Consider the following 18,521-nt stretch of genomic DNA (forward strand, 5'->3'; position numbering starts at 1 on the left):
GCTCGATTTTATAACTTAGCTTTCTTTTTAGTGATGGCTTCCCCCAGGGTTTTATCGATATAGTTTAAAAATATATTGGGGGCAGTCCTTCCCATTACACTCAATGCCTTGGACATTCCGGGCTTAATTACAAATTTGTCATGAAGGATTCCTTTGATGGCTACCTGGACCATTTTTTCTACTTTCATAACTGGACCGACACTGTCCTTGTCCAGGACTTTCGAAAAACTATCATTATCCATCAAAGGAGTATCGGTAGCAGGTGGTGCAAGTTCAAATACTTTTACGTTGGTGTTTTTCAGCTGCAGACGCAGTACCTGTGTATAAGCATGAATACCTGATTTTGCGGCACTGTAGATGGGAGAAAGTGGAAATGGTAAAAATGCCAGCCCAGATGAAATATTGATAATTCCCGAAGATTTTTGTTTTATCAAATGGGGTAGAAACTGATGGGTCATCCATATTGTCCCTGATAAATTAGTCTGGATTTCACTTGTAAGGTCCTCCAGCCCTATATTATGATCCAGCAGATCCAAGTTTCGCATAATTCCCGCGTTGTTGATAACGATGTTCAATCCTGGAAACTGGCGGGTAACATCCCTGTAAAGTTGTTCGACCTCATGCGGTTTACTCACATCACTTTGAAATGTATGTATGTTTGGGAACTGCTTTTTCGTTTTTTTCAAGGCCTCCATATTACGCCCTGTTACGATGATAACCGATCCCTGCAAGGTGAGTTGTTTTATAAACTCCAACCCAATACCGCTGGTGCCTCCTGTGATAAGAATAGTGCTGCCTTTTAATTCCATTTTTCTGTTTATTTTAGTTTATGCAAATTTGCATCGACTTTGGCTATCAGATTTAGCCAAAACGCCTTTTGTTTTAGCCAAAAGTGTTTGAGTGATAGAATCAGTCTTATCATTAGGTCTATGGCTTTTATTGGATCCTTCGGTCAGGTGTCTTTGCCTGTCCCAACATTCACCAAGAATACCTATACCCACACCTAGACAATACCCTAAACACGGTATGTATTCATCCTTTTTTTAAAAAAACAATTAACTTTTTTCATAGCCCATTCTTATTAGATTCTATGATGGGGTAGGAGGGAGGTTATATGATAAACATGAATTAAATTTCCGATGACTGATCCGGCAAAACGGAAGCCTCCAATACCTCTTTTTTTATCTCCCAATAAGGTGGGAGTGATGTTTTAAATTTTAGCTGAACAGTTTGGCGTAGATTTTATTTTTATATTTAACCTTGCGCCAGAGAGGGTACCTTTGCCACCGTTTTTTCGGTATAAGGCACACGGCACAATGATGGCTTAGCCCATAGGGTCAGGTAGGATGGTGCATTGAGGATAGTGACCTGTTAGTCAAATGATTGTCTAAACTCCAGGGGTGTTTGCTGCGTGTTTTTCTTAAACAGTTTACTGAAAGATTGTGGGTACTCAAAGCCCAGCTGATAAGCAATTTCCGTGACGGATAAATGGGTTGTGCTTAATATCTCTTTTGCTTTTTCAATTACCTTTTGATGGATGTGCTGTTGGGTATTTAGCCCTGTATACTGACGGAGCATGTCGCTCAGATAGGATGGCGTAATGCAAAGATCAGCGGCTATTTGTTCCACTGTCACCAACTTTTCTGGATAACTGTCCTTAAAATAATTTTCTAACTGCTCTTCAAATTTTGCCAGTAGATCATTATTTGCCATTTTTCTGGATAAAAATTGCCTGTTATAAAATCGGTTGCAGTTGCTTAATAGCAAATCTAAATTTTTGACCATAATATCCTGGCTGTGCTGGTCTAGTCTGCCGTTAATTTCATCTTGTATCGTTTGGGCAATTGATTCGACGATTTTTTCTTCTTCACCTGAAAGGTGAAGTGCTTCATTTTCGGCATAGGAGAAAAATCCATATTTTTTTATATCCTTTGCCAGCGGATACCCTGTTATCAGATCGGGATGGAACAATAGCGACCATCCATCTGCATTTCTTTCCGATTCACCATCGATGCTCATGCTCTGATGAGGTGCCATAAATGACATGGTGCCCTCGTCAAAATCATAATAGCTTTTGCCATATTTCAGTTTACCCTTAAAACTTTTTTTTATGGAAATATTATAAAAGTTTAAAACTAACCGGTAGCCCCCGACCGACTGTTCAGGTGCGTTGACAGTATGATTTATAAGTGTGATCAAAGGGTGTTTTGGCCGGGGCAGCCCCAGCAGGCGATGGATTTCAGACACCGTATTAACATTTTTTATGGTAATCCCCGTTTTCTTCATGATATCGTACGTAAAGTTACCAAAGGAGAAAACCTGTCAGCTTTTCCTTTGGTATAAAGGTAATGATAAAACTAAGTTAAAGATTACTTTAATCCACCTGAAACCTCTATGGTCTGTCCGGTAATGACACCAGAGGCATCCGAGGCCAGAAACACGGCCATCTGACCAATATCATCAGGAGTGGCCATACGGGCTAGTGCACTTCTGGCGATCATCGCTTTAACTGCCTCGGAATCTTCAGTGGCTCCCCATTTAGCTACGCCTTCAGTAAGCACTCCACCTGGACGAATGGAGTTTACGCGGATCTGTTTGGGCCCCAGCTCCTGTGATAATGCATAAGTAATGGAATCAGCAGCACCTTTAGATGCCGAATACACCACCGAATAGGGCTCTGGTCTTGGACCCGCAAATGAAGTGATGTTGATAATACTCCCACCCTTGGGACTGAAATGTTTAACAGCTTCCTGAGATGCCAGCAAAATACCCAGCACGTTGAGGTCAAATATTTTTCTGTAGGATGATTCCGTGAAGGATTCTAGCGGTGCAAATTCGTAGCACCCCGCATTGTTTACCAATGTATCCACCTGTCTATAAGCATGGATGGTTTCCTCAAACAAACGCTCCACATCCGCTTGATTGGATACATCTGCCTTTATTGCCATCGCGTTTCCTCCCTGCTCGATGATGCTACTGACCACTGTATCTGCGCTTTCTTGGCTCGATGCATAATTTACCACCACTTTGGCTCCTGCTAAACCCATTTGCTTGGCAATACCGGCACCAATTCCTTTGGAGCCACCCGTTACTATTACGACTTTGTTTTTTAAACTGTTGTTCATTCTGTTTTATTTTTTATGAATGACAAAGTTCTATTTTGCGTACCTGCCACTTGTGTTCAAAATCAGGTAGTTTGTGTTCAAAATGAAGGCCTAATCCAAATGAGATTCCGGTAAGGCCATGAATCGTGGAAAAACCTTAGGATTATATGTATTCAAATGCAATAAATTATGCTGGATGGTATGGTTTTAAAGATGTGGATTATTGATAATTCCGGCCATTTCCAATTGCAAAGTGGAAAGGATATAAGAGTGTATATGCATACTACACCCAGCTGGGGATATGGTCTACTAATCAGTTGAATGTACTATATCCATAAAGCTCCTGCGACTAAAATTGTCTTTAATATAATTAATGTAATTTTATGGTACAAAGTTAGTTCAAGTCAAAGAACTAAGGTTTCGTGAAACGTCCATTTTTTCATCTTTTGATATTTGAACGGGGGAGGTTATGGTGGCAGCTAATGGTTTGCAACTAAGAAACGTGTTAGATGCAGTTAGCGATAGTTTTTCACCTCTTCTATCTCGTTTTTTATCCTTTCATTAATATCAACCTTGGCACCGATAAAAGCAAAGATGGTAGTTCCATATTCACGTGCAAATTTATTGGTGATTGAGTCTGCAATCATAGAGGTTTGAAAATAGGGGCTTGTTTCTCTCCATTCATTTTCTCTTTCCCAATTATGCTTGATTCTTATGAGGTTAGTGTTATCTTGTTGAAGATTAAACCAATAGATGTAATCTGCATTGAAGGAAACAGCTCTAATCCCTTTCGTTGTATAATAATTTATCGCTCCAGCCTGTCCATAATTATCGCAAAGAACAAGCGTTTTATCCGGATTGGGAACATTTGAATAGGCCTTATCAACTTTGTATGCCAGTTCTTTCCATCCCAACATGTCTGAAAAGTCTTGTGGTAATGAATGGTCTTTCCCATCTTCCCATCGTAGTAATCCTAAAGCCTTATAAGTACTTTCATTTTTTACAATGTATTCCGGGCCTTTATTTGGAAATGCCCAATTGTACATTGGAATAAAAAACAATACAGGAATTGAGATGGCAATGGGTTTCAAATATTTTTTCCATCCTTTACTTAGAATGTCTGAAAGATAGACTGCCCCAAAGGCAATATAAACAGGATAGATTCCAATAGCATAATAATCTTTGGCTTTGAAATACAAGAATACAACCAGGGTAAAAATTATTGCCCAGAAAAAGGATCGATGCTTTGTAAATGGTCGATAGAACTTTAGGGCAAAGATGCCTGAAAGGATAACAAATAAAGAGCCGGTAAAAAACAACAACTGTGACCTTAAAAAACTCCACCTATCCACATTCACCAGTTGGGTGTCGGCCAATTCTTTTAAATGGTGAAAAACAGGAAAATGGTTGTTGTATTGCCAAACCAGGTTTGGAAGAATAATCAGCAGTCCTAAAAGTATGGCGGCATAAAGCTTCTTGTTTGTCAGTAGATTACGTTGTTCGGTCATTAAGATGGCAGGGAATAAACCTATTAGCAAAAAGACAATGTTGTATTTATTCAGAAAGCCAACTGCAAATACCAATGCGCCTATAAACAGCCATTTTTGCTTCTCTGTATTAAAATACTTGATAACCACAAAATAAAGGCTTGTCCAACATAGAACGTCTAATGAATTAGGCTGGTAAAGGGTATTCAGTCGCAGCAGTAGGGAAAACAATACACAGGTAGCACCTAAGATTAATGCAAATAAATTCCCCTTTAGCTCCTCAATGGTTTTCCAGACTACTAAAATTGTCAATGCTCCAAATAATGCGGGGAAAAACTTAATCCAAAATTCTGAATTCCCTAAAAGCTTTATAATGAAAGATATCCATGAAGTAACGGGTGGAACTGATAAATAACCAAATGCCAAATTATTTGCTTGGTCTAGATAAAGGTATTCATCTCGCTGTAAGTCATATTCAGGACTTATCAAGGTATATTGTAAAACAAATTTTAGAACAATGAACCCTGCTAAAATAAAATTTCTCTTGCTCATTTGGTTTCGAATTATGACTAACTTGGGAAATTTACCGCCATGGGTACGCATACTCCACCCTTACCATAGAAAAAGCTGATCCACAGTATGCTTATGATTTCATTACCCTAATATAGATGATTATTTAAACCTGGAAACCACCCTGATCACGGTATTTTTTAACTCGATCCGCAGGATCCACCAAAAAAGTTAAAAAACCAGTCCTACAGTAAATGAAATCCGTGCAATGAATCGCTGCTTTTGCCTATCAAAAATTTAAGAAAAATCACTTGCTATTTAAGACAGTACCTCATATAAGTTATGATAGATTAGGAGAATATTGGCACTCCATGCAGTCTGATAAGGAAGCCTATATTTTTAAGCCCAATAGCAAATTTTCTGATGTTATAGTTTTATACTACTTTGATAGATCTTCCCAACTGGCGAATTCCGATTTGCTGATTCAAAATTGCTGATAAAAAGGTTCTGATACGCTGCGTTGCTGATCTTTTTTATAACGCAAAATTAACCCCTATTTATTAAACCTGAAATAAGGGGCCAATCGGACGGATACATATTTAGGTATGTAAAAGTATTGGCTACATCCGATTTACCTGTTTTTCTGTTTTTTAATTAAAAGATTGCCTAAATGCTAAGGGTGAAAGATTAGTTTTTGTTTTAAACAATTTGCTGAACGACTGCGGATGCTCAAACCCAAGCTGATAAGCCACCTCTGATACTGTCAAATCAGTAGTCGATAATTTTTCTTTTGCTTTTTCAATAAGTTTATCATGAATGTATTGTTGTGCACTTTGCCCAATCAAAGAACGTAAAAGGTCGCTTAGATAACTTGCCGAAATATTTAATTGTTCAGCAAGATATTGTACGGTAGGAATTCCTTGTAAGACTGATTTTTCGCCGTTAAAATAATCACCTAAAATTACTTCCAAGTTTTGTAACAAGTCGTTGTTTACTGCTTTTCGGGTTATAAATTGCCGCTTATAAAATCGATTGCTATAATTTAACAGTAACTCTATTTGAGAGATAATTACATCTTGGCTAAAATCATCAATTCTGCTTTGTAACTCTTCATCAATTATTTTAAAAATCGAAAAGATAATATTTTTCTCCTTATCAGAAATATGTAATGCCTCATTGGCTGAATACCCAAAAAAACCAAACTGCCTGATTTTTATAGCTAATGGATATCCTAACAAAAAATCTGGATGAATTAGCAATAAATACCCCGTACTCGGATTGTGATTTAATTCAAATATTTGATTTGGTGCTGTGTAAACTAGACCGCCTTCACCAAAATCATAATAATTCTGCCCATATTTTGCTTGTCCACAAAGATCTGATTTATATGAAATTTTGTAAAAGTTAAGGATGAAAGAATTACCTAATTCTTCTGACAGGATTTTTATGTCTTTGAGGTCTGTAAAACTTATCATCGGGTGCAATGGCTTCGGTAAGCCAAGCACTCGATGCAAGTCGGATAAGGATTGAAATATTTGAAAATTATTTTTAGCTCTTTTCATTCTATAAATTTACCAAATATTTGGTTGGTATTCTACCATGGACATTCGCCTGTTTCCGAATGATGTTCTTCGCTAATGAATTTTCCCGTGGGTCCATCTTCGCCAATTATGGCATATTTTGCTATTCTAGCTCCTGCTTCTTGAACTGTTCCTGTGCCTCGATGCCCATTAAAATCGGTTGCCACAAACCCCGGACAAACAGCATTCACTTTAAAATTTGTATCTTTCAGTTCATAAGCTAAAGCTATGGTGTACATATTCATAGCTGCTTTGGAAGGAGCATACACAGCAGATTTATGGTCATAATACTTCCAGGTTGGGTCACTGTGCAAAGTTAATGAGCAGCCACTTGATGATACATTAACAATACGTGGCTGTTCTGATTTATGCAATAAATCTACAAATGCCTGAGTAACTCTAACTACGCCATACAGGTTCGTGTTAAATACATTATGCAATTGGTCTATGCTTGTACGCAATGCTCCCTGTGGCATTCCGCCATTAATACCTGCATTGTTTATAAGTGCATCCAATACAGCTGTCTTTTTACCCAATTCAATTCTTGCTTTATTTACGGAATTAGAATCGTTTACATCTATTTGAATAAATGCTACATTAGTTAACCCTTCGCTTTTAAGTTTTTCTATGGCAAGTTTCCCTCTTTCTATGCTACGACTACCTAAATAGACATAATATCCCTGTTGCAATAGTTGTCGGGCGGTTTCAAAACCAATACTTTTGTTGGCTCCTGTTATTAATATTTTCTTCATCGTCTTAATACTTATTGGTTATAAACTGATGCAAATTCCCTGGCAAAATCTGCCATTTTCACCTTGCCTAAGTTTGGTTTATTTTTATAGAAATCTTCGTATAATAGACCACTTCCTTGTGCGGCTTGCATTTCTATAAAGCCTTTGGCAACCCATTCATTCATACCTGATGCAAGCACCTCATTTAGTAGTTGTTCAGCTGGAACTACCTGCCAAACTAAGTCATCATTTCCTATTGCTTCGCCTAAAATGTTAGCCACTTCATTTGGAGATACTTCGTCACTTGCGATATAGCCAATGCTTCTGCCGTTAAAAGGTTCTTCCATTTCTTTTGCTATAGCTTCTGCTATATCTAACGGTGAAACCCAAGGCTCTTTTTTGTCGCCACCATAACTTTGTATAATAGCCCCATCGGTTTTGATATTCCCCATAAATCTGAAGATATTGGGATAAAATGCGACCGGGCGCATAAATTTGATGGACACATCAGCAGGTAATTGATTCATAATATGCTCAACCCCATTATAAATTGAAAGACTGCCAATGCCTTCGTTTGTATGTGCCCCAATACTACTGAGGTATACCACTTTTTTAACACCCGACTGCACTATTGCTTGTTTGTATTTGCCGGCGATATTGCTGAATTCAGTGGGAAAGTCTATATCCTTATCGAAGATGTGACCTATGGCATCCCAAGCTATCATCAGGTAAACAACATCAGCATCTTTAAATGTTGCACTTAAAAAATCGACATCCTGCATACTGCCGATAGCTGCTTTTGCCCCAAGTGTTTCGATCTCTTTCTGTCTTTCGGCTTTACTGCTGATGACGGTTACCGAATGTCCGTTTTTTACTAAACTTTGTGTTAGTGGCTTTCCTATACGACCCAATGATCCTGTTAATACAATTTTCATATTGCTCTTTTTAATTTATGAAATACAAAGGTCGTATGGTAGAATTTACTGTTTGTTGGCTAATTGAGGATTTGTGTAGTCAAAATGAGTATTGAATCAAAGATATGTTCTGATTTTCGCACCAGTTCAGCTCCCTGATTTTGCAGTTGCTTCTAAATAGTAGCTCCGTTCATTGTCATCTTTTACCTGATGGAGAACTTGCATATTTTGTCCCCACGGATTTTTTTTGGCAAATTCAGACAATACTTTTTTCCCTATATATTCAAGATAAAAGTGGGGATCTTTTTTTAATAAATGCTAACGATAAGGTTAATCCCGTAGACGGTCTGAGACCTCATGGTGTGTGGTAGACTGGGTGTTGCACTAAACCTACGGTAGTTTTAAAAACTGGCCGATAAGGCTTAACTTTTATATTCAATCATTTATTCCTTTCAATCATAAAGAAAAGGAAACCTTATCGAGACAGCCTGCACCAAGGTAGCAGGATTCAGGGAACTTTACGGGAAGTTCCGCCAAAAAATCACAGTGGCCGGCAGAGGGGAAAGCAACCTAGGCTATTATTCCCACGATCTGGCAAAACCGGTCCTTCATTTCAAGGACCTGCCTACGCAGGTCGATTCGGAACAGATCATCGATTATCTCTACCTGGTCAAACAGCAGCACAGCACCCCTTCCGGATCCTATTTTAAATTTACTGTTTATGCCCTGCGCTTAGCCTACCGTATGGAGGGGCTTAAAGATAATCTCACTGAGCTGCCATCCATCAGGCGGGGTAAGAGACTTCCCGTTGTATTGAGCAGGGAAGAGGTCAGAAAATTGCTCAAAGCCCCCAAACTTCTATGGTCTATCTTCATGTCCCACACTCAGGAAGGGTCGGGCTTAAAGTCCGCTGGACAGGCGCTATCCCATGGCCAGGTGAGTGCGGACCATGAACCGGCAGACGTACCCAGGCAGCATTGGCATCAGGCAGAACACCATCAGAACGCAACAGCTGGCAGCTGCGCACCCTGTCGGCCCTGAAACGCTGCCGCACATCCGACCTCGGAGGACATATCGATGCCTGCACCGACTGCGCAACTGTCCGCATCAGCTATAACAGCTGCCGGAACAGACACTGCAATGAATGCACTGGGCCAGTGTTTACGCCCTTACCGGGTCCGCGATTCCGGGAATCATTAAATTAGTCGATGATTACAGCGTTCATTTTGCCAATTTCATGAAACATACAGGTCTCGTAATTTAATAAATTCCAACATGGCAGGACAAAGAAAAGACATGATGGAATTAAGAAGATCTGGAATAATGAGGGCCCATCACGCTGGTTCATGACCGCAGGAATATCAGTTGAATCCGGCCTGTAATGGAAAACAGCTATGCTTTCCTTGATAAAAAACACTACCCTGTGTATATTTACAGAGTGGTCCGTTCCTTTTGCCATATTTGGTGCATCTTCAGTAACCGTCTATAAAAACATTTGATCTGCTGAAAATATTTGAAAGATGTGACAATTTTATATTCAATTATTTGTAAAAAATACGATTTGAAGATTCCTTTTAGATGCCTGCTCTCTTTAGATTAAAATTCCCTCGGCCACTTAACACCAAGAAACCTTGCCTTAGGCATTAGGATTGCTTTTTTGAATAAACTATCTATAGTGGTGGATTTAAAACCAATTTAATTGCTTAAAAACACAATGAAAAAAAATCGCCTTCATGCTACAATAATTTTATTGATTATTTGCTCCCACCTGCTTGTAAGCTGTCAATTAAGCAAAAATAGAACAGCTACACCGGATTATAAAAATGATAGAAAACCTTCGGCTGAGCATGCCCCTATTGATTATGAAGACTCCGACTGGAAAAATGCAGATTTATCAGGTCATGTCAAATCAGTCCAAGAAACAACCACTATCGTGTATAATGGAGAAAAACCAAAAGTGAGCATTGCCACTTCAGACTTTAATAAATACGGGAAATTTTTAATCAGTGACTATCAGGGTCATGTCTTTCAATACAAGTACAATGCGGAAGGTCAAATTATAGAACGGAGAGAATACATGTCAGGGAATCCGCTGTCAAAGGACATTTACACCTATTCCATTGATGGAGTTCTACTAAACAAAAGACGTTATGAGGGCAAGGTGTTTTCATCTGAAGAGGAATGGGAAACGCATAAAGCCAATATCCCTAACCTTCCTCATGAAGGGCTATTTATGAGAACCGACCGTCTAATGGAAGATAATGGTAATGAACGGGTAACCGTCTACAAAGATGACGGTCAAATAGATTATACAATCGCAGAGATTAAAGATGAAAAATCCAGGATAGTTGAATTCAAGACTGTTTATCCCTATTCTGATGCGTTTGGTTACAAAAATACATGGGAGTATGACGGATCTGACAATCTTGTGAAATTCAAAAAATATAAAGGTCCTGAAAACAATTTAGAATGGATTTTTGAATACAAGTATGACAGTGACAATAGGATCACTCAGGAAACCTCTTTACATTACATGCCAAAAAGTGCTTCCAAAATTAATGAAAATGGACATTTGGAGGATCAGACCAAGGGGTATTTTTTAGACAAGGAGGCGTCTATAGTTAAATCATATCTTTATGACACCACAGGAAATTTGATCGAACTTACGGTAAAAAATTACAGTGGAAAACTTATACGAAAGGAAATTTTTGAAATTACTTTTGATGAAAGAGGCAATGAAATTCATTATGCTGTCAAAAACCCCGATGGAGAAGCTATTGAGGAAGTAAGTAGAAAATTTGATAGGGATGACAACTTGCTAGAAAGAATAATACATAACCAAAATGGGGATATTAGTTTAATAGAAACATTTACCTATAACAGCGACTATAAAGTCATAAAACAAATTATAGAAGAGCCGGAGAAAGAAAGACTGGAAATAGAGACTCGATCGTACGACGAATATGGCAATTGGATAAAATCTGAATCTATAGTACTTGATTCAAAAAATAATGATACACTGCATACCATAAGCAAAGAAAGAGCAATCACCTACTATTAAGAAACCAAAAGGATAAATACAAAGCATTTATCTAAAACAGAGCTCATTAGTCCAATTCCATGAAATCAATCGCTATCCTGATCTGCAAAAAGCATATAAACTTGCAAGATCTCTTGCAAGACTCTATCAGACAAGTGAAATCAAAGGAATTGCATTTACCAAACTGGCGCACTGGTACAAGGAGGTGGAACAGGCAGGTTTCAAATCCTTCAACACCGTGTCCCGAACCATCCAAAACCACTACGAAACCATCCTCAACTTCTTTGAAAACAGAAGCACAATTGCTTCGGCTGAATCGTTCAACGCTAAAATAAAAGCATTCAGAACACAGTTTAGACGCGTACCCAATGTCGAGTTTTTCCTTTTCAGCCTATCAAAAATCTATGGTTATAATACTAAATCCCCAGATATTCGGACTGATCCATCCCATCTTTCACTTTTAATGGGGAATTTTTCTTCGTCACTTCTGGTGACTATATTTTATTTTATTTCTCATCAATGGTTTTAGCGTTAGCTGTAGCATCAGCTATGGTATTTTTAACTTGTTTTATTACTAATGAATCAGTGGGAGTGATTGAAGAAAATCTTTTGGAATTAAAAGATGCAGTAGTTTTGAGTAATAATTATCGAGATATGCAATGTGCTGGCAGTGGAGGATTTTGTTTAACTACCTTTTGTTGTGTAACTCCACAAGAAGAGTAATTATTTGTATCCATCCGACGAACCGCATGTTGTTTAACTGGGATTATTATTTAAGCCTGTATTCTTCCCAGTTAGAGGGTAAAAGCTGATAAAGGTCTTTTCGCTTGTGTCTGTGTATTCTTTCGAAGACATCCCTGAGCCACTCAAATTCATTGATTTTGTTCTTTTTGCAGCTGGCCATGAAGGAGTACATGGCAGCTGTCATTTCTGCCGCATCATGGGATCCTGCAAACAGGTAGGCTTTGCGGCCGACTGTAAAGGGTTTCACTTTGGTCCCAATAGGTTTTTCATCCCAAATAAGGATGACTTCATCACTTTTATTATTTCGATAAAAATTAAATACATAATCTTGTTTATATGAAAAAAACAAAAATTTCACATGGCTTTTATATAGCCTCAGTAGATAGTATAATTATTTAACTATAATAATGAATCTAAACAGTAAAAAGACAATTTCTAACAAAATTAAGATTTATGATTACCATATAAATATGAAAAAATTATTAAAGGCTACTATTATAAATATTGGAACTTACATTTTAATTTTTATTTTAATATTATGTAAAACTACTGATAGCAAAAGTCAGCACATTGACAGCAAAAATAGTTCTGAATTTTCGTTAAATTTCGAAAAAAAAATAAAATCAATATATACGGAAAATGAAATGCAGGGTGACTTTATTTTTGCAGTAGTAAACGAAAAAGGTCTAGTTTATTCTTATGCACTCAACAATGAAATTTTAAAAGGTAATATCACATCTTTAGATAATCATTCTCCAATTTACATAGCTTCCCATACCAAATCATTCACAGGTACTTTGATTAAAATCTTGGAAGAAAAGGGTCAGATAGACCTAGATAAATCCCTTACCGGTTATCTTCCTGATCTGCATTTCCATTCCAAGATTGATACGGATAAAATAAAAATTAAAAATTTATTAAATCACACCCATGGGATCTTCAGTTCTTCGTTGACTTGGAAGACAGCGTATTTGGGATATAGTGGTAATAATTCCGAATTAATTGAAGATTTCAACAAAGATTATTTTTATGATCCATCTGGAAGTTTTAGATACTCCAATGTAGGCCCAATAATAGCAGGAATAATTATTGAAAAAGAAACGGGAAATTCTTGGAAAGACGAAATGAATAAACATATTTTTAAACCTTTAAAAATGTTTAATACAACCACAAAAGTCAGTGAGGTGGATTATAAAAGTATTCGACATTCTAATACTTTTTCAAAAGTAGGGGGCATTGTTGAAACTGGATTTTATAAACAAGACATCACTATGCATGCCTCCGGAGGTATAATATCAACAATTAATGATCTTTCAAAATGGTTAAGCGCTAATATCAGGAAGGATACTAGATTACTTACCAAGAATTCATGGGAAGCTTTACACCAATCATCTACAACACAGGACAAAGAATATTTTACTTACAAACGAAAAGGGTATTCCCTTGGATGGGATGTGGCCGAATATCAAGGTGAAACTATATTGACAAGATTTGGTGGTCTAGCAGGAATAAGCTTTCATATATCTTTTATACCAGAGAACAAAATTGGAATCATTGCTTTTTCCACTGATAACAGAGCATATTTATTGCCTCATTTGATGGCTAATTATGCTTATAATAAATTTGCTTCCAATGACGCAGAAAGAACTTTTACTATTGAAAAAGATAATTTTCAAAAAGCTTTTGATGATGAAAATAATATTTCCCATCCAAATGAAAGTCAACTAATGACCATAAATAGATCACACGATGGTATTCTCGGGGTATATCGAAGCACAATAGGTTGGCCCTCAATTAGCATCATTCAAAAAGAAAATAATTATATCTTCAATTGGGGTGAACTAGGTGGTAAAATTTATAAGGCTGATAATGGAGGATATATTAGCAATTTGGGAGTAATGACAAGAGAATTTAATATATCCAATGACACACTTATGACGGGTTCCCAAATTTATTTAAAGGAATATTAATAAAACCACCCGCCAAGGATAAGGTGACCCACAGAAAAGAAATAGGGGATTTCAAAAGCGCCCTTTTATACTGCCATTTTTGAAGATATGGATCTAAGAAAAAAAATGTAGTAGGTTCCACCACTTGTAGCTACTATTTAGACTTTTGAATTCCTATGCCACTTAAAATCGTATACCTTGATCTATACTTCCATTTTAGATATAAGAAATGATGAGCCTATGCCCCTCTTTTTGCTTGGATCCGCAGGATCCACCAGAAAAGTTAAAAAACCAGCCTACGGTAGATGAACTTCCGTGCAAAGAATCGCCGCTTTTCGCTATTGTAAATTTAATAAAAACCTTTAAAAATTGCTTAGAATTTAAGACTGTACCTCGACTATCGGCTGTTTTATTTGTCCGTTAAGTTTTTCTTCATATATTCTGCGATGATTATTTCGTTAGTGTCCTTGCTGTTTGATAAAGTTTCAATGATTTTTTTCTGCTCAGTACCCGTTCTATTTTGGCTCAATTTCTTTTTAGCTTGTAAGTCTGTTAAAAGGATTTCAAATGCAACAATTCCTTTTGACATTTTTAACTTATACTCTTCTGGAAAATTGTCCCAATTTTGTCGATATTCTGTTTCGTAATTGTCAATTGTTGCTTCAAGAATTTCAAAAGTTTTTTCTTGTTCAATTATTAATTTCCCTTTTCCATAGGCGTGAATTGAAATGTAGTTCCAAGTCGGTACATTTAGTTCCTTGTCATAGTTTTTTGTTGAAACGTAGGCGTGGGGTTCGCTAAAAATAACCAAAACAGAATTATTTTCAATGTCTTGCCAATGCCCATTAGCTTTTGCAAAATGTGAAGTCAAAACTATTTGGTCGCCTTTGGTCGTTACAACAAATGGTAAATGTGTTGCAGTAGGAAAATTGCCTTTTGAAGTAATAATTGTCGCAAAACTAAACCGTTTCATAAACTCTATAATTTCTGATTTGTCTGTAGACAAGTTTACTTTTGGAATGTACATTTTTAGATTTCGTTTTAAATTTTCGGGCCTGTCAAAATTCTGACTAACGCAAAGAAAATCCTTCAATTTGAGCTGATTTCTAATCCTCATTAGTCAGACCGAATTTATCGATTTGTTTTTTTATTCTCTTAACTAAGCCCAACTTTCTTTTTTGATCCAAGAACCGAAGTCCAAACCTTCCGCAAGGGAGGAAGTGCCGAAGTAGTAGATATGGCCGGGATAGGCACAAGGATATTCACCTTACCAAGAGGACAGAGCGTTAAGAAAATATCCAGTGGATATTTTTAGCGATGGGCCAGATGGCAGGGTGGGTTGGAATAGACTCGGTTTCTATGAGCCAAGAAGTCAGCCGAAGTCATAGTAGTTATTGGTAACGAGCTGTAAGATCTACAGAGGTCTCACTGGGTAACGAAGGACTGAACGCTGGATTACGTCCAAATTCGTTGGGGAGTACCAAATTGGTGTAGCCTCATTTTAAGCAGGACCGAACGTTAAGAAAAATGTCCCTTTGGACATTTTTAGTGAGGGGCCGGGATGTGGGGAGGGTTAACAAATTATGATAGAAAAAGTACTCAACCGTAAGAACCTTTACAAAGCCTACCGACAGGTGGTGCGGAACAAAGGATCGGCTGGGGTGGACGGCATGAAGGTCACCGAAATGCTTTCCTTTCTGGAAAGCAACAGGGATAGGATTGCCACGTCCATTCTCAACCATAGGTATGTGCCTCAGCCTATCAGAGGGAGGACGAAGCGGAGCTTCGGGCCAGAATGCGGGGAGGCCCAAAGAAAACGGAAAAACAAGATTGCTTGGAGTTCCCACAGTGGTAGATAGATGGCTCCAACAGGCGGTAAGCCAGGTGCTGATGACTAAATATGAACTTACGTTCGAAGAATACAGCTACGGCATCCGCCCCGAGAAGAACATCCATAAGGCAGTAACACAGGCACTGAAATATAGGGCCGAGCGTTAAAAAAATGTCCCTTTGGACATTTTTGGCGAAGGAGCCGGGTGATATTTCGTTGAAATTGATCATCCTATGAAAAATAATTTGGGTCTAAGTGTTCTTCTATAAGTAGCTTAAACCCTTTATATTATTTTATAAGGATTAAATACTTATGCCAATTTGCAACTATTGCCCAGATATTGATTCCAAATAAAACCAATGCGATTCCAATAGTTTCTACATCATGCACGGCATGATGAATAACAATGCCTACCATAACCGGAAGAATAACAATGGCTCCCAACGCCTTAGTTTTAGGGATGGCAATTAATATTCCTGCAATAATTTCAACAATTGCCACCAAGGGAAAAATCCATTTTATGGCTACAAAACCACTCATTACCTGCATCATTTCTTCGGACATTTCAGGCATAGGAATATAGTTGAGGAATTTATTTAAACCTGAGTTTGACATCATCAAGCCAAAGAGCACACATAAAACGGTAAGTATCTTGTTTTTTGTTTTTTAATTTGGTTTTGTTTTTCAATGAATCAAACTTAGCTATATTTGATTACTATTTATAATCAGATACCTAAAGGTAATCAGTTACCTTTAGGTAATCACTTAATGGTTGCATGATGAAATCGACATGACTAAAATAATTGTTAGACTCATAAGGCAATGATTATTTTAGTCATCAAAGATTCATTGACCATTGAAAAGCAAAATATAAACAAATGAAAAAAATGGAGCATCACGAATGTATATCCAAATTATTGCCTGTGAGAGATACAATGGATATAATCGGTGGCAAATGGAAAATCTTAATCCTGATTTCAATATGGGAAGGCAATAAACACTTCAGGGAGATCGAGCGAAGTATTCCCAAGCTGAGTACCAAAGTACTTTCCAGTGAATTAAAAGACATGGAGGCCAATCAATTGATCACACGCACAGTCATCAACGGTTTTCCGGTTAGGACTGAATATAAGGCAACAGCATATTCTGAGACCCTAAAAAGTGTCATAGCAGAATTGCATGATTGGGGAGTGAACCATCGGAAGAAAATTTTAGGCAAATAATTGTATCAGTAGCCAGTTTCTTGTATCAGATAATTTAGGAGTATACATAACCTTGGTTAGCTTATGCAAGCATGATAATACCCCCAGTCCGTCCTGTCCCGTGACGAAGGACAGTATAGCCTGTCCAGAATTTATTTGGGAGAATCCCGCATATTTCCCCGAAAGCTGTCGAGGCATCCCAATGTGGGAGCTTCTGCTCATGCTCGGTTTCATCTATGAAAATGTAAATAGTATGTTTACAATTCTAATTTATTTCTTACCTTTGTGGCAACAGTACACGCCGCGCTACCCGTAAGATCAGCGTCCCAGGGCGTGTCTTTTGCTTTTTAAGGGTTATTAATGTATTTTGTTTTGTATGTTTGAAAAGAAACCCAGTACCATCGTAGAACAAATAGCCCTGCTCAAAAGTCGGGGATTAGACATCGCTTCAGATTCAGAAGCCCATCACTTTCTAACTCATATAAGTTATTATAGATTAGGAGAATATTGGCACTCGATGCAGGCTGATAAGGAAGCCCATATTTTTAAGCCCAATAGTAAATTTTCTGATGTTATAGCTTTATACAACTTTGATAGAGAGCTTAGACTGTTAATTTTTGACACGATTGAAAAAATTGAAATTAGTCTGAGAACGAATTTAATATATCACCTTTCCCACGAGTTCGATCCGTGGTGGTTTCAAAATTTCGATCATTTTATAGACAGTCGTTCTTTGGTTAAAACTCTTGCTGGAATTGAAGATGAATTAAGTAGAAGTAAAGATTCAATAATAAAAAATCACTTTAAAAAGCATAAGGATGACAGCCGATTTCCTCCTGCTTGGAAAACGCTTGAACATACCAGTTTTGGATCATTATCTAAATTGTACGGAAACTTAAATCATACAGTGGAATCAAAAGATGTAATTGCCAAAGAATATGGTGCAGTAAACCATACTTACCTTCCTAGTTGGCTGCAATCTATTGCGCAAATCAGAAATTACTGTGCCCATCATGCTAGATTGTGGAATAGAAATCTTCCCGGCACTTTCAAAGTTCTTCCCAAGCCTCCTTTTAACTGGATATCAGTGAGTCTTCAACAACATGAATTTCAAAAGCTATATGCTCATCTTTGCATTATGAAATACTTAGTCAACATTGTTGCTCCTGGTAATAGTATGGCTCAAAAATTAGTAGTTTTATTTGATAAATATCCTAATGTTGATCCAAATGCCCTTGGAATGCATCCTAATTGGCAGGAGGAAGAATTATGGATGAATAACCAAGCCTTAGCATCGTCCATGAGATAGATACATAAAAAATTTTTTACTTTGTTAAACCAGTAAGAAAATAAACATCGATGGTAATGTAATTACTGTGCTTTCTTTGTCTCCCTTACTCCGATCTTAAGGAGTAATGTCTACATAGAA

The 18,521-nt window shown here is 37.4% G+C and carries 20 protein-coding genes and 1 pseudogene; 10 read left to right on the top strand and 11 right to left on the bottom strand.

Features of this window, described 5'->3' with window-relative positions:
* Nucleotides 1-8 precede the first annotated feature (8 nt).
* The 4 genes from EL17_RS18750 to EL17_RS18765 form a co-directional block, all read right to left on the bottom strand.
* A complete protein-coding gene (locus EL17_RS18750) occupies nt 9-809 on the bottom strand; it encodes an SDR family oxidoreductase (RefSeq protein ID WP_035077453.1) in 801 nt (266 codons plus the stop codon).
* Between the two features lie 562 nt (nt 810-1,371).
* On the bottom strand, nt 1,372-2,286 hold the full coding sequence (locus tag EL17_RS18755) for a helix-turn-helix domain-containing protein (protein ID WP_035077456.1): 915 nt from the start codon (nt 2,284-2,286) through the stop codon (nt 1,372-1,374).
* Between the two features lie 83 nt (nt 2,287-2,369).
* On the bottom strand, nt 2,370-3,125 hold the full coding sequence (locus EL17_RS18760; RefSeq protein WP_035077458.1) for an SDR family NAD(P)-dependent oxidoreductase: 756 nt from the start codon (nt 3,123-3,125) through the stop codon (nt 2,370-2,372).
* A 494-nt stretch (nt 3,126-3,619) separates the two neighbouring features.
* Nucleotides 3,620-5,143, bottom strand: a complete 1,524-nt coding sequence (locus tag EL17_RS18765) for an ArnT family glycosyltransferase (protein WP_035077809.1) — start codon at nt 5,141-5,143, stop codon at nt 3,620-3,622.
* Between the two features lie 269 nt (nt 5,144-5,412).
* Here EL17_RS18765 and EL17_RS24090 point away from each other — a divergent pair, with 269 nt between their 5' ends.
* The gene (locus EL17_RS24090; RefSeq protein ID WP_084166268.1) at nt 5,413-5,598 is read left to right on the top strand and encodes an Abi family protein; all 186 of its coding nucleotides are present in this window, start codon (nt 5,413-5,415) and stop codon (nt 5,596-5,598) included.
* A 153-nt stretch (nt 5,599-5,751) separates the two neighbouring features.
* On the opposite strand, the gene EL17_RS18770 is transcribed toward EL17_RS24090, so the two are convergent.
* From EL17_RS18770 to EL17_RS18780, 3 genes are read right to left on the bottom strand one after another with little or no spacing between them, the layout of a single operon-like run.
* Nucleotides 5,752-6,663, bottom strand: coding sequence for a helix-turn-helix domain-containing protein (locus EL17_RS18770; protein WP_035077461.1), 912 nt, complete (start codon nt 6,661-6,663; stop codon nt 5,752-5,754).
* A 32-nt stretch (nt 6,664-6,695) separates the two neighbouring features.
* A complete protein-coding gene (locus EL17_RS18775) occupies nt 6,696-7,433 on the bottom strand; it encodes an SDR family oxidoreductase (protein WP_035077465.1) in 738 nt (245 codons plus the stop codon).
* An 11-nt stretch (nt 7,434-7,444) separates the two neighbouring features.
* Nucleotides 7,445-8,347, bottom strand: a complete 903-nt coding sequence (locus EL17_RS18780; RefSeq protein ID WP_035077468.1) for an NmrA family NAD(P)-binding protein — start codon at nt 8,345-8,347, stop codon at nt 7,445-7,447.
* 915 nt (nt 8,348-9,262) lie between these two features.
* Between EL17_RS18780 and EL17_RS23170 the strand changes: the two are divergent.
* Nucleotides 9,263-9,480, top strand: a pseudogene (locus tag EL17_RS23170) (transposase zinc-binding domain-containing protein); the annotation flags it as partial.
* Between the two features lie 47 nt (nt 9,481-9,527).
* Here the strand turns inward: EL17_RS23170 and EL17_RS23175 are convergent.
* Nucleotides 9,528-9,785, bottom strand: a complete 258-nt coding sequence (locus tag EL17_RS23175) for a hypothetical protein (protein ID WP_084166269.1) — start codon at nt 9,783-9,785, stop codon at nt 9,528-9,530.
* A gap of 255 nt (nt 9,786-10,040) precedes the next feature.
* Here EL17_RS23175 and EL17_RS18795 point away from each other — a divergent pair, with 255 nt between their 5' ends.
* The 3 genes from EL17_RS18795 to EL17_RS18805 all read left to right on the top strand — a co-directional run bounded on the left by EL17_RS18795 (nt 10,041) and on the right by EL17_RS18805 (nt 12,089).
* Nucleotides 10,041-11,387, top strand: coding sequence for a hypothetical protein (locus EL17_RS18795; protein ID WP_035077474.1), 1,347 nt, complete (start codon nt 10,041-10,043; stop codon nt 11,385-11,387).
* Between the two features lie 64 nt (nt 11,388-11,451).
* Complete coding sequence (locus EL17_RS23180) at nt 11,452-11,895, top strand: transposase (RefSeq protein WP_262482689.1); 444 nt, start codon at nt 11,452-11,454, stop codon at nt 11,893-11,895.
* Nucleotides 11,886-12,089 carry a hypothetical protein gene (locus tag EL17_RS18805; protein ID WP_035077476.1) on the top strand — a complete coding sequence of 68 codons (204 nt, stop codon included), beginning with the start codon at nt 11,886-11,888 and terminating at the stop codon, nt 12,087-12,089. The genes EL17_RS23180 and EL17_RS18805 overlap by 10 nt, the downstream gene beginning before the upstream one ends.
* Nucleotides 12,090-12,135: 46 nt before the next feature.
* On the opposite strand, the gene EL17_RS24395 is transcribed toward EL17_RS18805, so the two are convergent.
* On the bottom strand, nt 12,136-12,468 hold the full coding sequence (locus EL17_RS24395) for a transposase domain-containing protein (RefSeq protein WP_051720157.1): 333 nt from the start codon (nt 12,466-12,468) through the stop codon (nt 12,136-12,138).
* 112 nt (nt 12,469-12,580) lie between these two features.
* Between EL17_RS24395 and EL17_RS18815 the strand changes: the two genes are divergently transcribed.
* A complete protein-coding gene (locus EL17_RS18815; protein ID WP_035077819.1) occupies nt 12,581-14,080 on the top strand; it encodes a serine hydrolase domain-containing protein in 1,500 nt (499 codons plus the stop codon).
* 388 nt (nt 14,081-14,468) lie between these two features.
* On the opposite strand, the gene EL17_RS18820 is transcribed toward EL17_RS18815, so the two are convergent.
* On the bottom strand, nt 14,469-15,086 hold the full coding sequence (locus tag EL17_RS18820; protein ID WP_035077479.1) for an FMN-binding negative transcriptional regulator: 618 nt from the start codon (nt 15,084-15,086) through the stop codon (nt 14,469-14,471).
* A 556-nt stretch (nt 15,087-15,642) separates the two neighbouring features.
* Here EL17_RS18820 and EL17_RS18825 point away from each other — a divergent pair.
* Together EL17_RS18825 and EL17_RS23620 are read left to right on the top strand one after the other, a co-directional pair.
* Nucleotides 15,643-15,918: a hypothetical protein gene (locus EL17_RS18825; RefSeq protein ID WP_051720159.1), complete on the top strand. Its 276-nt coding sequence runs from the start codon at nt 15,643-15,645 to the stop codon at nt 15,916-15,918.
* Nucleotides 15,908-16,057 carry a hypothetical protein gene (locus EL17_RS23620; RefSeq protein ID WP_240486023.1) on the top strand — a complete coding sequence of 50 codons (150 nt, stop codon included), beginning with the start codon at nt 15,908-15,910 and terminating at the stop codon, nt 16,055-16,057. Before EL17_RS18825 ends, EL17_RS23620 begins: the two co-directional genes overlap by 11 nt.
* 121 nt (nt 16,058-16,178) lie before the next feature.
* Here the strand turns inward: EL17_RS23620 and EL17_RS18830 are convergent, their stop codons facing one another.
* The gene (locus tag EL17_RS18830) at nt 16,179-16,523 is read right to left on the bottom strand and encodes a DoxX family membrane protein (RefSeq protein WP_240486024.1); all 345 of its coding nucleotides are present in this window, start codon (nt 16,521-16,523) and stop codon (nt 16,179-16,181) included.
* 245 nt (nt 16,524-16,768) lie between these two features.
* On the opposite strand from EL17_RS18830, the gene EL17_RS18835 reads away from it, so the two are divergent.
* Together EL17_RS18835 and EL17_RS18840 are read left to right on the top strand one after the other, a co-directional pair.
* Nucleotides 16,769-17,113: a winged helix-turn-helix transcriptional regulator gene (locus tag EL17_RS18835; protein WP_035077484.1), complete on the top strand. Its 345-nt coding sequence runs from the start codon at nt 16,769-16,771 to the stop codon at nt 17,111-17,113.
* Between the two features lie 355 nt (nt 17,114-17,468).
* The gene (locus EL17_RS18840; RefSeq protein WP_051720161.1) at nt 17,469-18,401 is read left to right on the top strand and encodes an Abi family protein; all 933 of its coding nucleotides are present in this window, start codon (nt 17,469-17,471) and stop codon (nt 18,399-18,401) included.
* The last annotated feature ends 120 nt before the right edge of the window (nt 18,402-18,521 follow it).

Origin of the sequence: Anditalea andensis, from assembly GCF_000714815.1 — a bacterium.
Classification (GTDB): Bacteria; Bacteroidota; Bacteroidia; order Cytophagales; family Cyclobacteriaceae; genus Anditalea; species Anditalea andensis.